At 69.7% G+C, this 15,545-nt stretch carries 11 protein-coding genes; 9 read left to right on the top strand and 2 right to left on the bottom strand.

Going from position 1 to position 15,545, the window contains the following annotated elements; all coding sequences use genetic code 11:
* Nucleotides 1-80: 80 nt before the first annotated feature.
* A complete protein-coding gene (locus ACFOPH_RS09715) occupies nt 81-1,631 on the bottom strand; it encodes a methyl-accepting chemotaxis protein (protein WP_379734973.1) in 1,551 nt (516 codons plus the stop codon).
* 163 nt (nt 1,632-1,794) lie between these two features.
* Here ACFOPH_RS09715 and ACFOPH_RS09720 point away from each other — a divergent pair, with 163 nt between their 5' ends.
* From ACFOPH_RS09720 to ACFOPH_RS09750, 7 genes are all read left to right on the top strand, one after another.
* The gene (locus ACFOPH_RS09720; protein ID WP_379734975.1) at nt 1,795-3,018 is read left to right on the top strand and encodes a metal-dependent hydrolase; all 1,224 of its coding nucleotides are present in this window, start codon (nt 1,795-1,797) and stop codon (nt 3,016-3,018) included.
* Between the two features lie 180 nt (nt 3,019-3,198).
* Nucleotides 3,199-4,521 (top strand): sigma-54 dependent transcriptional regulator, encoded by a 1,323-nt coding sequence (locus ACFOPH_RS09725; protein ID WP_312553837.1) that lies wholly within the window; start codon nt 3,199-3,201, stop codon nt 4,519-4,521.
* A 402-nt stretch (nt 4,522-4,923) separates the two neighbouring features.
* Complete coding sequence (locus tag ACFOPH_RS09730) at nt 4,924-6,648, top strand: hypothetical protein (RefSeq protein ID WP_379734977.1); 1,725 nt, start codon at nt 4,924-4,926, stop codon at nt 6,646-6,648.
* Between the two features lie 106 nt (nt 6,649-6,754).
* A complete protein-coding gene (locus ACFOPH_RS09735; RefSeq protein WP_312554336.1) occupies nt 6,755-7,198 on the top strand; it encodes a hypothetical protein in 444 nt (147 codons plus the stop codon).
* Nucleotides 7,195-7,893 carry a C39 family peptidase gene (locus tag ACFOPH_RS09740; RefSeq protein WP_312554339.1) on the top strand — a complete coding sequence of 233 codons (699 nt, stop codon included), beginning with the start codon at nt 7,195-7,197 and terminating at the stop codon, nt 7,891-7,893. The genes ACFOPH_RS09735 and ACFOPH_RS09740 overlap by 4 nt, the downstream gene beginning before the upstream one ends.
* A gap of 10 nt (nt 7,894-7,903) precedes the next feature.
* Entirely contained in the window at nt 7,904-8,428 is a 525-nt protein-coding gene (locus tag ACFOPH_RS09745; RefSeq protein WP_312554342.1) for a hypothetical protein, read from the top strand.
* 25 nt (nt 8,429-8,453) lie between these two features.
* A complete protein-coding gene (locus ACFOPH_RS09750; RefSeq protein WP_379734980.1) occupies nt 8,454-10,100 on the top strand; it encodes an acetate kinase in 1,647 nt (548 codons plus the stop codon).
* Nucleotides 10,101-10,220: 120 nt separating this feature from the next.
* Here ACFOPH_RS09750 and ACFOPH_RS09755 read toward each other — a convergent pair whose 3' ends face one another.
* Nucleotides 10,221-12,107 (bottom strand): glycosyltransferase, encoded by a 1,887-nt coding sequence (locus tag ACFOPH_RS09755; protein WP_379734982.1) that lies wholly within the window; start codon nt 12,105-12,107, stop codon nt 10,221-10,223.
* A 308-nt stretch (nt 12,108-12,415) separates the two neighbouring features.
* Between ACFOPH_RS09755 and ACFOPH_RS09760 the strand changes: the two genes are divergently transcribed.
* Nucleotides 12,416-13,096 carry a hypothetical protein gene (locus ACFOPH_RS09760; protein ID WP_312551989.1) on the top strand — a complete coding sequence of 227 codons (681 nt, stop codon included), beginning with the start codon at nt 12,416-12,418 and terminating at the stop codon, nt 13,094-13,096.
* Nucleotides 13,097-13,301: 205 nt separating this feature from the next.
* Complete coding sequence (locus ACFOPH_RS09765; RefSeq protein ID WP_379734984.1) at nt 13,302-15,533, top strand: TonB-dependent receptor; 2,232 nt, start codon at nt 13,302-13,304, stop codon at nt 15,531-15,533.
* Nucleotides 15,534-15,545: the final 12 nt, after the last annotated feature.

Below are 15,545 nucleotides of genomic sequence, written 5' to 3' on the forward strand. Positions count from 1 at the left end.
GCACAGCTTGATGGCAGGAGTCTATTGATGCAGGTCGGCAAAATCCTTGACTTGCATCAAATCCGGCGGAGGCAGGCGTCCTATCTCCGGCCGAGCTTGAACACCGACAGCGCCTGTCCCAGCTGCGCCGCCTCTTCCGCCACGTTCGCCGACGCGCTGGCCGATTGCTCCACCAGCGTCGCATTCTGGCGCGTGATCGCGTCGAGTTCGGCCATCGCCGCGTTCACCTGGGCGATGTCGCCGCCCTGGGCACGGCTGGCCAGGGTGATGTCGTGCATGATGGTGGCGGCCTGCTGCACCGAGGAAACCACCTCGCGCATGGTCTGGCCGGCTTCGCCCACCAGCGCGTTGCCCTGGCCGACCTTGTGCACCGAGTCGTCGATCAGGGCCTTGATTTCCTTGGCGGCGCCGGCCGAGCGCTGGGCCAGGCTGCGCACTTCGCCGGCAACGACGGCAAAGCCGCGCCCCTGCTCGCCGGCACGGGCGGCTTCGACCGCGGCGTTCAGGGCCAGGATGTTGGTCTGGAAGGCGATGCCGTCGATCAGGCCGATGATGTCGACGATGCGCGTGGCCGAGGTGCTGATCTGGCCCATGGTGCCGCCGACACGGTCCACGGCGTCGCCGCCGCGTCCGGCCACGTCGGCCGCGGCATCGACCAGGCCGTCGGCGCGCTGGGCGCTGTCGGCGTTGCGGGTGGCCGCCGCCGCGATCTGGCCGAGGCTGGCCGCGGTCTGCTCCAGGCTGGCGGCCTGGGCTTCGGTGCGGCCGGCCAGGTCGATGTTGCCGGCTGCGATGTCGCGCGTCGTCTGCTCGATGGTGTGGACGTTGCCGCGCACGTCGCCGACGATGGCGCGCAAGTTGATGTTCATCTGGCGCAGCGCCAGCAGCAGCTGGCCGATCTCGTCGTCGCGGCCGACCTCGACCGAGTGCGACAGGTCGCCGCCGGCCAGCGCGTAGACGGTATCGGTGGCATGGCGCAGCGGCGCCACGATGCTGCGCTGCAGTTGCGCCCAGGCGGCCAGGGTGCCGAGCACGCCCAGGCCCGCCAGCAGGCGCCACGGCGCGCCGTCCGCCGCCACGGCCAGCAGCGCCAGCAGCGCGGCCTGCGCGCCCATGACCAGGCCGAGCCGGCGGCCCAGCGGCAGCCGGCGCAGGTCGCGCAGGCGTCCGGCCAGGCCGGTCTTGACCGCCTGGCCGCCGCGGATCGCCAGCCGTCCCTGCTGGCCGGCGCGGAACTTGCGGTACAGCGCATCGGCGGCCTCGACCTGTTCGCGCGTCGGCGTCGTGCGCACCGACATGTAGCCGATCACCTGGCCGCCCTCCTTGACTGGCACCACGTTCGCCACCACCCAGTAGAAGTCGCCGTTCTTGCGGCGGTTTTTGACCATCGCGGTCCAGGGGCGGCCGGCCTGCAGGGTGCCCCACATGTCGGCGAAGGCTTCCGGCGGCATGTCCGGATGGCGCACGATGTTATGGGGCTTGCCCAGCAGCTCTTCCTCGCTGAACCCGCTGACCTCGATGAAGCTCGGGTTGACGTAAGTGATCCGGCCCTTGGTGTCGGTCTTCGAGACGATCGATTGGCCTTCCTTCATCGGGTATTCGATCCCGGTGACCGGCAGATTGGTACGCACTGCGCTCTCCTTTGTTTCCGTACGGCAAATATCCAAAGGCGGATTGTACGCGAGCACGTGCCTGTTAACTTGAAAACTTGCTCCAACTACAATGCGAACATGTATCGACAGGCGCTTCCGTACCGCAGCCGCAACGTTGTGTGCAGGATGATAAGATTGCTCGATGGATAACCTGACCCACTCCCTTGCCGGCCTCGCGCTGGGCGAACTGACCCACCGACTGCTGCCGCGCGAGCCCGATGCCGGGCGCGCCGGCACGCGCCGCCGCCTGCTGCTCACCTGCGCGGCCATCGCCAGCAATTTTCCCGACCTCGACCTGGTGCTCACGCTGCTCGCGCCCGAGCCGCTCGGCTACCTGCTGCATCACCGCGGCCACACGCACACGCTGCTGTACGCCCTGCCTCAGGCGCTGCTCTTGCTGGCGGCGATCTGGCTGCTGTGGCCGGCCGCGCGCGCCCTGCTGCGCACCAGCCCGCAAGCGCGCCTCGGCGTCGGCGCCAGCATCGGCCTCGGACTGCTGCTGCACTTCGGGATGGACGCGATGAACGTCTACGGCATCCATCCGTTCGCCCCCTTCGATCCGCGCTGGTTCTACGGCGACATCGTGTTCATCGTCGAGCCGGTGTTCTGGGTCGCGCTCGGCACGCCGCTGGCGGCCCACGTGGCGCGGCCCTGGCTGCGGCGCACCTTCCTGGCGCTGCTGCTGGTGGTGCCGGGCCTGTTCACCCTGGCCGGCTTCCTGCAGTGGGGGTCGTTCGCCGCGCTGGCGGCGATCTGGCTGCTGTCGGCCTGGCTGACCCGGCGCGCGAGCGAACGCAGTGCCCTGGTCTCCGGCGTGGCGCTCGTGCTCGGCTTCGTGCTGGTACAGGCCGGCAGCGCGCGCCTGGCGCGCGAACAGGTGGCGGCGAACCTGGCCCGGCTCGACCCCGGCGCGCGCATCCTCGACACGGCGCTGTCGGCCTTTCCCGCCAATCCCCTGTGCTGGACCGTGATCAGCGTGACCGGCAGCGGCGACGCTTACCGGGTGCGGCGCGGCGTGCTGAGCCTGGCGCCGGGCGTGACGCCGGCGGCGGCCTGCCCCTTCAATATCCACGGCGAATACGTCGGCCAGGCGCTGGGCGGACTGTCCTGGACCTGGGAGGAGCGCGGCTCGAAGGCGCGCCTGCAGGCGCTGCGCGCGGCCGATTGCCGCTTCGACGCCTGGCTGCACTTCGCGCGCACGCCGTCGGTGAGCGGCGGTGTCGCCACCGACGTGCGCTATGCGCCGCGCGGCCAACGAAATTTCTCGAGCCTGCCCTACGTGCAGCAGGCAGAGGCCGGCACGCCCTGCCCGGCACCGGTTCCGCAGTGGGGCTATCCGCGCGCCGACCTGCTCGACCTGCACTAGGCGAGCGCCGCCGTCAAGGGCGAGATATTGCCGAGTTGGTAACATGAGACGACGATTTCAATTGTCGGGCGTACAACTCCCACCATGCGGTATGCTTACCTCCGGTTACACGGAAATGCCCGCGCGGTGCGGGACAAGCGCCCGCGCCTGCGGGTCGTTGCGGTTCTGCCAGGAGAATGGATGACCCCGAAGCGCCTACTCTGCATTGCCCCCGACAGCCCCGGCGCGGCCGCCATGTTGCGCGCCGACATGCCCGACTGGGAGATCCGCGTCGTCGCCAGCCTCGACGAAGCGCGTTCGGCGCTGCGCCAGGAAGCCTATCTCGTCGGCCTGCTGGTGCACGTGATCGGCGCCCGCCCCCATCCTGAAGTCGACCGCTTCCTGCGCCAGCACAGCCAGGTCCAGTGGGTCGGCGTGCTGCGCGCCGAGAGCCTGATGCTCCCGGCCTGCCGCGACCTGGTCGCCGACTACCTGTGCGACTACCACACGACGCCGCTCGACATGCGGCGCCTGGTCCATACCCTGGGCCATGTGCACGGGCATGCACTGCTGCGCCGGCCGCGTCCGCGTCCCGGCTCGACGCCCTCGGCCCTGATCGGCAGTTGCGAGACCATGCAGCGCCTGCGCGGCCAGGTCGAGCGGGTGGCCAAGGTCGATGCGCCGGTGCTGATCTGGGGCGAGAGCGGCAGCGGCAAGGAACTCACCGCCCAGGCGATCCACCGCCAGTCGCTGCGCGCCACCGGCCCGCTGGTGCCGATCAACTGCGGCGCGATCGCCCCCAACCTGATCCATTCCGAGCTGTTCGGCTACGAGCGCGGCGCCTTTACCGGCGCGGCGCGCGACAAGGTCGGCCTGATCGAGTCGGCCAACGGCGGCACCCTCTTCCTCGACGAGATCGGCGACCTGCCGAAAGATCTGCAGGCCAACCTGCTGCGCTTCCTGCAGGACAAGACCATCATCCGTCTCGGCGCCACGCGCGCCATTCCGGTCGACGTGCGCGTGATCTCCGCCTCCCACGTGAACCTGCAGCAAGCCGTGGCCAGGGGCGACTTCCGCGAAGACCTGTATTACCGGCTGTCGGTGCTGCCGGTCACGGTGCCGCCGCTGCGCGAGCGGCGCGAGGACCTGGTCGAACTGGCCGAGCACTTCTTCCACCTGTACGCGGCCGACCGGCCGGCGCGCCTGAAGGGCTTCAGCAGCAAGGCGGTCACCGCGATCGCGGCCCACAACTGGCCAGGCAATGTGCGCGAGCTGATCAACCGCGTGCGGCGCGCGATGGTCATGGCGGACGGCAAGTGGATCGAACCCGACGACCTCGACCTGGCCATGCCTTCGCCGCCGATCGAGGCGGTGCTCGACGACGCCCGCTGCAGCTCGGAGCGCCTGGCGATCCGCGCCTGCCTCGACCGCAGCGGCCAGAACGTCAGCCGCGCCGCGCGCGACCTCGGCGTCTCGCGCACCACGATGTACCGCCTGCTCGCCAAGCACGGCATGCGGCCCTGACGGGCCGCGCCTTTTCGCTCCTCCCCTCCCCATCCGCTCCTTCGCCTTTCGCGCGCCGCGCCGACGGCGGCCTGCGCACGCGCCTGTAGGAGTTCATCCCAGCCCCGCGTCGGCACAAACTGTCACGCGTCATATGCATGGCGGGTGAACACTTTGCCGCAGGAGTGTCCACCGCGAGCTCCGCGAAACGGCACACAACTGTCCCATATTCGGCACACCCACCTTGCATTAAATTCCTGACAACAATGACTATTCGCAATTCTGTCATTTCCTAGTGGACTTGTGCTGCGAATTCAATGACTTGAGGACAATTGATCCGATGCTGGCATTGGTCTTGCATAAGCCGGGGTAGCTGGTACGACTGCCAGTCGGAACTCAACCACACACCCTAGGGGAATTTGCATGAACAAGACCTTGCTCGTTACCGCCCTGTCGCTCGCCTTCGGCCTGAACGCCCATGCCCAGACGACGGACCCGACCACCGACTCTTCGACCACCGTCACGCAGAGCGGTAGCGGCCAGACTGCCAACGACGGCGGCACTGCTTCCTTCACCGACAGCTCGACCGTCACCACGACGACGACGACCGACAACTCGAACCAGGGCAACGACGCGTCGATGCGCGACAACTCGAACCAGGGGAACGATTCGTCGACCAACACGACGACGACGACCACCGACAATTCGAACCAGGGCAATGACTCGTCGATGCGCGACAACTCGGGCCAGAACCGCAGCTCCGGCAGCGCCACGGCGAGCGAGCAGGCGGCGGCGGCGGCCAACAATGGCGGCACCGCTTCCTCGAGCATGGCCAATTCGTTCAACACCTCGAGCGCGACCGCCACCAGCTCGCTGAACGGCAGCGTCAGCGGCAACGCGATCAGCAACATCGGTAACGTCGCCAGCAACACCGGCGGCGCCAACGCCGCAGGCGCAACCGGCGGCAACGGCGCGAACGGCATGGGCGGCAACGCCAACGGCGACGGCGGCGCGGGCGCGGCCGGCACCGGCGGCCAGGCAGCGTCGGGCTCGACCGGCGGCAACGCCATGAGCGGCAACACCGGCAATGCCGACGCGATGGCTGGCGGCGCCACCGGCGGCGCAGGCGGCGCAGGCGGCGCGACCGGCAACGCAGAGAGCGGCTCGGGCGCCGCGGGCGGCGTCGGCGGCCTCGGCGGCGCAGGCGGCTCGAACGGTAACGTGGCAGGCGGCAATGGCGGCAACGCCGGCCAGGCCATGGCAGGCACGGGTGGCGCGGGCGGCGAAGCCGGCGCAGCCACCGGCGGCAGCGGCGGCAACGGCGCCGAAGGCGCAATGGGCGGCAGCGGCGCATCGGGCGGCGGCGTGACCGTCGGCGACGCATCGAGCAGCGGCGACTCCTCGGGCGCTGGCAGCTCCAGCGGCGGCAACATGGCCTCGAGCGGCAGCGGCGCCGGCACCCCGGACAACACCGGCGGCGCCAGCGGCTCGGCCGAAGGCGGCTCGTCGAGCAGCACCGGCGGCACCGTGACCGGCGGCGGCAACACCGCCACGGCCGGCACCGGCACCGGCGGCGCGGGCGGCGCGGGCGCGGCCGGCGGCAGCGGCGGCACCGCCGGTTCGGGCGCGATGGCCTCGACCACCAGCGGCGCGGGCGCGGCAGGCGGCGCAGCGACCGGCGGCACCGGCGGCGCGGGTTCGGGCGGCAGCTCGACCGCCGGCTCGGGCGCGGCTGGCGGCGCCGGCGGCGCAGGCGGCAGCACCGGCATGGCTTCGAACACCTCGGGTTCGGGCGCGGCCGGCGGCACGGCCACGACCGGTTCGGCCACCGGCGGTTCGTCGACCTCGGGCAGCGCCACCGCCGGTAACGGCGGCGCGGGCGGCACCGGCGGCACCGGCACCGGCGGCGCAGGCGGCATGGGCGGCACCAACACCGCGGGCACCGGCACCGGCGGCATGGGCGGCTCGGCAACCGGCGGCAACGGCGGCACCAACACCGTCTCGGCAGGCACCTTCGACATGTCGAACGCGATGTCCAGCGTCGGCCAGTCGGCTGCCGGCATCATGGTGATCAGCCAGAACAACGGCTTCTCGTCCCTGATCCAGCAAAGCGTCAACGTGCAGTCGAACATGCAGGTTGGCCCGTAATCGCCACGCTACACATGCAGCGCGGTAGAACGAAGTAAGCAGCAGTAGAAGGAACGTGGCCTGCCGCCCCCAGGGTGCGGCAGGCCACAGCCGATCAGGAGAAACGATGAAAACGATTTTTGCAAGCGCGCGGATGCGCCAGGCCTGCGGCCTCGCCTTCGCAGCCGTCGTCGCAGGCCAGGCCCACGCCGCCGAACCGGTCCTGCTCGACGCACGGGAACTCGGCAGCCTGCCGGCACTGGAAGACGCCAAGGCATTCACCGCCATGCCGACCGAGATCAAGGAGACGCCGAACATCGGTGGCGAGACCGTTCACGCCGTCGACCTCGAACGCCTCGACCACGAACGCGGCAAGGCCGACACGGTGCTCAACGACACCAGGCTCAACGGCGACGTCGCCAACAACAGCGCGGTCAACGTCAACACCGGATCGAACACGATCGATGCCGGCTCGTTTGCCAACATGTCGGGAATTCCCGTCGTGATCCAGAACAGCGGTGCCAACGTCCTGATCCAGAACGCCACCGTCATCAACCTGCAGTTCCAATGAAGCGCCCTGCTTTCATCGCGAGCGTGGCCCTGCTGCTGGGCGGCGTGGGTGGATCGGTCCCGTCGATCGCGGACGCGGCCGAGATGGCCCTGCCGAGCGGGATGCGGGTCGGGATGCCGGTCAAGAGCATGAAGGACCTGCGCTTCCAGGCCACGCTGCGCCAGCAGTACGACTTCAGCTGCGGCTCGGCCGCGCTGGCCACGCTGCTGACCCACCACTACGGCGTCCCGACCAGCGAGCAGGACGCCTTTCAGCACATGTTCCTCGGCGGCGACCAGCAGAAGATCCGCCGCGAAGGCTTTTCGCTGCTCGACATGCAGCGCTTCCTGAAAAGCCGGGGCTTCACCGCCAACGGTTTCCAGCTCCCGCTGGACAAGCTGATCGAAGCGAAGCTGCCCGCGATCGTGCTCGTTTCCGACAATGGCTACCACCATTTCGTGGTCGTCAAGGGTGCCGAGGACGGCCGCATCCTGCTGGGCGACCCGTCGCGCGGCACGCGCGCCATTCCGCGCGCGCGCTTCGAGCAGATGTGGGCCAACCGCATCCTGTTCGTGATCCACGAGGGTCCGAAACAGGCCGCATTCAACCTGGCCGCCGACTGGCGCAACGCGCCGCGCGCGCCGCTCGGCGAGGGCGTGAACCGCGCCATCGACACCACCTACACGCTGCCGAAATTCGGTCCCGGCGATTTTTGAGGAGACCATCATGCGGCTACCCTTTGCCTTATCCCTGCTGCTGGCGCTGCCCGGCGCCGCGCTGGCGGACGACGCGCCGCCCGCCGATCCGGTGCAAGCAGCGGCGTCCCCGTTCGTCGCCGCCAACGCCGTCGACGGCCAAACGCTGGACGAAGCGCGCGGCGGCTTCCTGGTCGCCGACGGCCTGCTGGTCACGCTCGGCATCGAGCGCATGGTCAGCATCAACGGCAACGTCGTCGAGCGCAACGAGCTGCAGCTGGGCGACATCGGCAAGCTGGCCCAGGGCAACGGCCTGGTGTCGAACGAGGCGCTGGGCGAACTGCGCCTGATCCAGAACGGCGTGGCCAGCGCCCTGCGCGGCGACGCGAATGCTTCGCTGCTGGGCGGCACCATCATCCAGAACACCCTCAACGACCAGTTGATCAACAGCCAGACGACGCTCAACGCCACCGTCAACACCGCCGGAATGTTACGTGCGCTCAATTTCGCCGAAGGATTGAATAATGCTTTGTCAACAGCCGTCTCACCCCGCTGACGGCGTATCGAACATGGAGCGATTTATGCACAAATTCCCGGCACTGTGTGTCGGCGCGCTCGCCGTCGGCGCGGCCTTCAGCGCCATGCCGGCGCAGGCGCAATCCGTCGACGAGCTGGTAGAACAGGTCAAGGCCATGCGCCAGCAGCTCGAAGCCCAGCGCGCGCGCATCGATGAACTCGAGCGCGACGTGCGCAGCGCGCGCCAGGCCGCCGTGCCGCCGCTCCCGGCACAGCCGGCCCAGCCTGCCCTGGCCGGGACCGCGATCGACGCCGCGATCGACGCCGGGCAGCTGGACGCCACGCGCGGCGCCGGCATGGGCCCGGCCAACCCGGCGGCAGCCTCGCCGCTGGCGGCCGGCCTGGCGCTGCCGCTGCCGTCAACCAACCTCGACGTCTTGCGCGGCACCGGCGGCGCCGGGCAGCAACAGCAACAGCAGCAGCAACAGCAACAGCAACAGCAACAGCAACAGCAACAGCAACAGCAACAGCAGCGTACGGCCCAGCAGCCGCCGCCGCAACAGCAGCAGCAGCAGCAGAACGGGCAGCGGCCGGCGCCGGCGGCCCAGCCGGCCGCGCAGCAGGTCGCACAACAACCCGCGCGTCCGGCCACGCCGCAGCCGGCGGCGCCCGCCGCACCGGTGGGCGGACCGGCCAGCGCGCCGGCCGCGGGCATCAACACAGCCGCCGTCGGCCGCCCGCCCGCCGAGAACCGCACCCCGGAGGTGGCGCCGATCTTCGAACAGCCCGGGGTGCTGACGCCGCGCGGCAAGTACGTCTTCGAGCCGGCCATCCAGTACGGTTATTCGTCGAGCAACCGCGTGGCCCTGGTCGGCTACACCGTGATCCCGGCGCTCCTGATCGGCCTGGTCGACGTGCGCGAAGTGAAGCGCAACACCGCCACCGCCAGCGTCACCCTGCGCCGCGGCCTCACTAACCGCTTCGAGGTCGAGGCCAAGCTGCCCTATGTCTACCGCAGCGACGCCACCGTCAGCCGCGAAGTGTTCACCGGCACCGCGGTCGAGCGCGCCTTCGAGACCAGCGGCAAGGACCTCGGCGACATCGAGCTGGCGGCGCGCTACCAGCTCAACGACGGCGGGGTCGACAAGCCCTTCTTCATCGGCGGCCTGCGCTTCAAGTCGCGCACCGGCAAGGACCCGTTCGAGGTCGTCACCGACTGCACCCGCCGCTGCATCGGCGAGAACGTGACCGGGACCGGCCTGCCGCTGGATCTGCCGACCGGCTCGGGCTTCTATTCGCTGCAGCCGAGCCTGACCTGGCTGTTCCCGTCCGACCCGGCCGTGTTCTTCGGCAGCGTCAGCTACCTGCACAACTTCAAGCGCAGCAACGTCGAGCGCACCGTGCTGGGCGGCGAGAAGGAGCCGCTCGGCGAAGTGGCGCCGGGCGGGGTGTTCGGCTTCAACTTCGGCATGGGCCTGGCGCTGAACGACAAGGCCTCGTTCAGCGTCGGCTACGACCACAACTCGGTCGGCCGCACCAAGCAGCGCGGCATTCCGGTGCCGGGCTCGGTGCGCACCCAGCTCGGCACCCTCCTGATCGGCTACTCCTACCGCCTGACCGACAAGAAGACCCTGAGCGTGGCGGTCGGCGCCGGCCTGACCCGCGACACGCCGGACGTGACGCTGATGCTGCGGGTGCCGATGTCCTATTGAGACTGGCGCGCCACCGTGTGTGGCGGTGCGATGCCGGCGGCGGCGCGAGCGGACAGGCTCGCGCCGCTTTTTTTGGACGCATGCAGGAATCGTCGGGCGGTTGAACGCGGCCCGGGTGCATCAACCCGGCGTCCGGCTTCCCGCCCCCGGGCGCGCGATCACCCTGCGAAAGAACGCGACCAGCGCCGGCACGTGGCTGTCGAAACAGAATTCTTCGCGCGCCGCCAGCACCCGCTCGCGGATGGCGGCCAGCTGCGCGCGGTCGCGCAGGCGCTCGGCCAGTTCCGGGATGTCGCGGTAGAACAGCCCGATGTCGAGGCGGCGCGCGAGCGCCTGGGTGGCGACGATCGCGCCCGGGTTGTCGCGCTGGATCATCGGCAGGCCGGCCGCCGCCAGCGTTGCCAGGCGCGCCGGATAGTTCAGGTCGTCCCAGCTGGCGCGCCGCAGCTCGCCGCCGTTCCCGCTCTCGAACACGTGCAGCCAGCCGGCGTCGTAGCGCGAGAATTCCTCCACCCAGCGTTCCTGGCCGACGTTCGGATGCAGGTGCAGGTGGCGCGGCGCCAGCGCCTGCGTCCTGGCGATCCATTCGCGCCACTGGCCCTGGGTATAGTCGCCGTAGAAGTGCAGGTGCAGGTCCTGGGCCGCCAGCGCGGCCACGGCCTGCGGGTGCAGGCCGATCGGGCGCCCCGGCACCACGGTGTGCAGCGCGCCGCCGCCGGCGGACAGGCGCGGCGCGAATTGTCGGTCGAACCAGGCGCGGCGCGGCAGGTCGCCGTCGAGCACGTGCGCAGGCCGCGTCAGCGACAGCCCGGGCACGGCGGTATCGAACCAGTCGCGCATTTCCGGGCTGCTGAACAGACGTCCGTCGGCGCGGCGGTAGAGGTCGACCAGCTGCGGCCAGCTGCCCTTCTCCAGGCAGATGAAGGGCCCTTCCTTGAAATGCCAGGCGAAGGGAATGCCGGGCGTGGCCAGCATCACCTCGTGCACGAAGGGCACCGCCTGCCAGTTCAGCAGGCCGTAGACGATGTCCGGCCGCAGCCGCGCGACCGCCTCGCGCCAGCCCGCATACGGCAAGTCTTCCACGCCGCCGAACGGCAGCGGCCCGACCGTGTTGTAACAGTGCGGCCGGCGCATCCACAGGCCGTACAGCGCGTGGCCGCGCTCGGCCAGCGCCAGCACGCGGTCGGCGTTATAGGCCAGTTCGCCGACCAGCAGGATTTTCATGCCATCCTTTTCCGGTAGCGCCACGGGCTGGACGCGGGCCGCGCCGAACTGCGCCGCTTCGTCGACGGCGTTGCCGGTCGAGGTGGAAAAACGCAGCGGCCCGGCGACGCGGTAGCGCTGGCGGAACGGATTGATGCCGCCCTCCGGTTCCTGCATCAGCTTGTGGCGCTGGTCGGGATGGTCGACCCATTCGCAGGTGACGGCGCCGGCCCCGACGGCGCGTCCGCGCGTGCGCAGGCGCGCCCAGAACAGGCGTTCCAGGTCGTCGGATTCGAGCTCGGCGCGCTCGGTCCAGCGCAGCGGGCAGCGGCGGTGCATGCACTGCACCAGCTGCAGCCATTGCCCGGGCAGCGGCGCCATGCTGGCGCGGTTGTAGTGGTGGCGCATGCCGGACCAGGCCAGCACCGCGCCGCTGTCGCGCTCGAGCAGTTGCGCCAGCCGCGCCAGGTGCTCGCGGTAGAACAGGTCGTCGCCCGGCAGGTAGGCGACCAGGTCGGCGCGCGCCAGGTCCAGGCCGCGGTTGAGGGTGCGCCCCAGGCCCTCGTTCTGCGCATTGCGGACCAGGCGCAGGCGCGGGTCTTCCAGCCAGGGCGCGAGCACCTCCAGAGTGTCGTCCTGGCTGCCGTCGTCGATGACGATGGCTTCCCAGTCGGCCAGCGTCTGGGCCTGCAGGCTGCCGAGCGCGCGCGGCAGGAAGGCGGCCTGCTCGAAGCTCGGCACCAGCACGCTCACGCGCGGCGGACGCGTGGGCCGATGCGCGGACATGGTCTCGATCTCTTCCATGCAACTCGCCTGGATCAGGAAATGGAGTCAGCTTAGGGCTCGGCCTTGCCGGCAGTTTGTGCGGGATCAGCCGTCGCCGGGGAACTGTTCAGTTATCTGATGTTCCAACTTGCCAAACGCAGGGATTCCAAATCGAACCGGCGACAACAGCCGGACGAACAACCACAACCCAGGAGCCAGGGATGTCTTTCCATCGTCTTGCGCGGCACCCCCGCGACCGCTTATCGGCCCCTCGGCGCCGGCGGCCCGGGCCGGGCCGCCCTCCATAAGGTGACCTTATGCAAACACCTCAAGCATTAGCAAAACTGATGCGAGGAGCCAGCCTGGTGCTGGAACTCGCGCGCTTGCCGGTGGCGCAGCTGTGTTTCGAGCGCCGCCTGAACCCGGCGGCGATTCCCGATGTGTACGCCAACTTCACGCGCCCGCATCCGCGCTACAAGCTGTTTCCGAACAAGGGCATGGGCGTCGCCCTGGTCGACCTCGCCGCCTTCGGCACCCCGGGCTCCTACCTCGACAGCGTGCGCGCGCGCGGCCACGCCGGACCGCAAAGCCGCAAGGCGGTGGCGCGCGGCTACCAAACGCGGCCGATCGACCGCAACGCCTACCTCGACGAGATCCACGCCATCCACACCTCGAGCCCCGAGCGCCAGGGACGGCCGATGGACGACGCCTACCTGCAGCGCCGCAGCGCCTATCCGGACGAGCCGCACTGCGCATGCCACGGCGTGTTCGACGCCGACGGACGCCTGGCGGCCTACTGCAACGTCGCCATGTTCGGCAACTTCGCGGCGACCGACCAGCTGATGGGCTACAAGGGCAACGACGGCATCATGTACCTGCTGCTGTCGAACATCATCTGCGGCCTGATCGAGGCGCGCCAGGTGAACTGGTTCATGTACGACACCTGGTTCGGCGCCAATCACGGACTGCGCGAATTCAAGCGGCGCGTCGGCTTTCAGCCCTACCGGGCGCGCTATCGCCTGCTCTAGCGCCGCGGCGCCACCGCTTGGCATTTTGACATCTTCTCCTCGCCGCATTGTCGTTTCCTTACGTCAATGGCTGAAAAAGCTATTTCGCGGTTACATGTCCTGATAGACTTCGAGGCTTGGCTCAGCCGAATGATGTGTTGCCATAAAACACACGCGGCGATACCGGCGCCTGGCGCCGGATATAGAAACAGAACTAGGGGAAAGCATGTCCAACCGTCAGGTTCGTTCGAACCTTACGCTGCTGGCTGCCGCCATCTCGGGCCTGGCCTGGGGTGGCGCGCAGGCGCAGGTAGCACCCGCCGTCGACGACGGCCAGATCCAGGAAGTACTCGTCACCGCGCAGCGCACGGCGGCGCCCGAATCGAAGACGCCGGTGGCGCTGTCGGTCGTCAGCGGCGCCGCACTCGCCAAATCCGGCCTCTCTCGTCCATCCGACCTCGGCGCCCGCCTGCCGGGCGTGCACCTGGACCCGGCCGCCGACGGCCTGCGCATCACCATCCGCGGCGTCAGCAATGCCGACGCCACCGAGAAAGGCGACCCCTCGGCCGCCTTCATGCTCGACGGCGCCTACATCGGCCGGCCGCACAGCCAGAACCTCGACTTCCTCGACGTCGACCGGGTCGAGGTGCTGCGCGGCCCGCAAGGCACGCTGTACGGCCGCAATACCACGGCCGGCGTCGTCAACGTCATCTCGCATGAACCCGGCGACGTGCGCGAGGGCGCGCTCGGCGTCGAACTCGGCAACCACGATAGCCGCAAGGCCAGCGGCATGCTCAACGTCCCGGTGAACGACGCGCTGGCGCTGCGCGCGGCGCTCGCCGTCGACCGCCGCGACAGCCTGCTGCGCAATGCCCAGGGCACGCCGCATGAACTGGGCCTGGACCGCGACAGCCGTGCCGCGCGCCTGTCGGCCAGGCTGCGCATCGGCGCCGACGCCGCGCTGCTGCTGCGCTACGACCGCACGGTCCAGCACGACAACAACGACGTGATCGTCCCGGACACCAACTTCTACCGCGGCGTCGAGACCGGCAACCCGGTGCCCTACGATGCCGGCACGAGCGCGCGCCTGACGAACGGCTTCGTGCCGCCGAATGCCGTGCCCGAGCAGGGCCACAGCCGGCGCGATACCCAAGGCCTGTCGGCCCGGCTCGAATGGCGGCTCGGCCCGGCGACCCTGCACTACCTGGGCGCGCACCGCACCTTCAACCACGATTTCCTGGTCAATTACTACTACCGCATCGTGCCCGGCTTCGCGCTCGGCGTGCGCCAGTCCTTCGCCGGCGAATACGAGCAGGATTCGCACGAGCTGCGCCTGGCCACCAGCGGAAATGGCCCGGTCTCGGCGCAGGCCGGCGTCTACTGGTTCCGCGAAGACATGAAGCAGCTGACCACCTTCCGCGACCTGGAACCGATCGGCCTGCCCTCCTACTACGTGTTCCCGGCCGGTCCCGTGGTCTCGACCAGCCGCGCCGTGTTCGGCCAGGCCACCTGGCGCGTGCTGGACCACCTGCGCCTGACCGCCGGCGCGCGCCGCACCGAGGACGAGAAGTCGCGCAGCGGCTCGACCAACCTGCAGGCCGGCCCGACGTTCGACCCGGCGACAGACTTCTCCATGCCGAACGTCGCCGCGCTGGAGAAAGGCAAGACCACCTGGCGCCTCGGCCTGGAAGCCGACGCCGGCCCCGCCACCCTGTTCTACGCCACGGTCGCTACCGGCTACAAGTCGGGCGGCTTCAACGACGGCTGCGCAGCAAGCGCCGGCTGCCCGGCCGCCATCGCCGTGCCCGCGGAAACCCTGGTCTACCGTCCCGAAACGCTCACCTCGTATGAAGTGGGCATGAAGAGCCGCTTCTGGGCCAAGCGCGCCAGCCTGAACCTGGCGGCCTACCGCTACGACTACAGCGACCTGCAACTGTCGGGCGTGGCGATGGTGAACGGCGTGCCGCGCTACGTCACCAGCAATGCCGGCGTGGCCAGCGTCAAGGGCCTGGAACTCGAAGGCATGCTCAAGCCGACGTCCGCCTCGCGCCTGTCCGCCACCCTGGCCCTGCTCGACGCCCACTACGTGTCCTACAGCCCGGACGGCCTGCACTCCTGGGCCGGTTACAAGCTCGACCGCGCACCGAGCGCGGTGCTGACCCTGGGCGTCGAGCACGGCTTCCGGGTCGGCGCCGGCACCCTCACCGCCGGCGCCTTCTCGCGCATCTCCAGCGACTACCAGATCGGCATCCCGAGCCAGCTGCTGCGCTACCGCGTGCCGGGCCGCAGCGAAAGCGACCTGACGCTGGGCTACGCGCCCCAGGGCGGCCCCTGGAGCGTGCTGCTGCGCGTGCGCAACGTCGAGGACAAGGTCGCCCCCGTCAACATCGACAGCTTCGGCATGACCGTGCCGAGCGAACCGCGCGCGCTCGCCGTGCGCATGGACTACCGCTTCTGATCACCCGTCTCC

Origin of the sequence: Massilia haematophila, assembly GCF_042647645.1 — a bacterium.
In the GTDB taxonomy this organism is placed as follows: Bacteria; Pseudomonadota; Gammaproteobacteria; order Burkholderiales; family Burkholderiaceae_D; genus Telluria; species Telluria haematophila.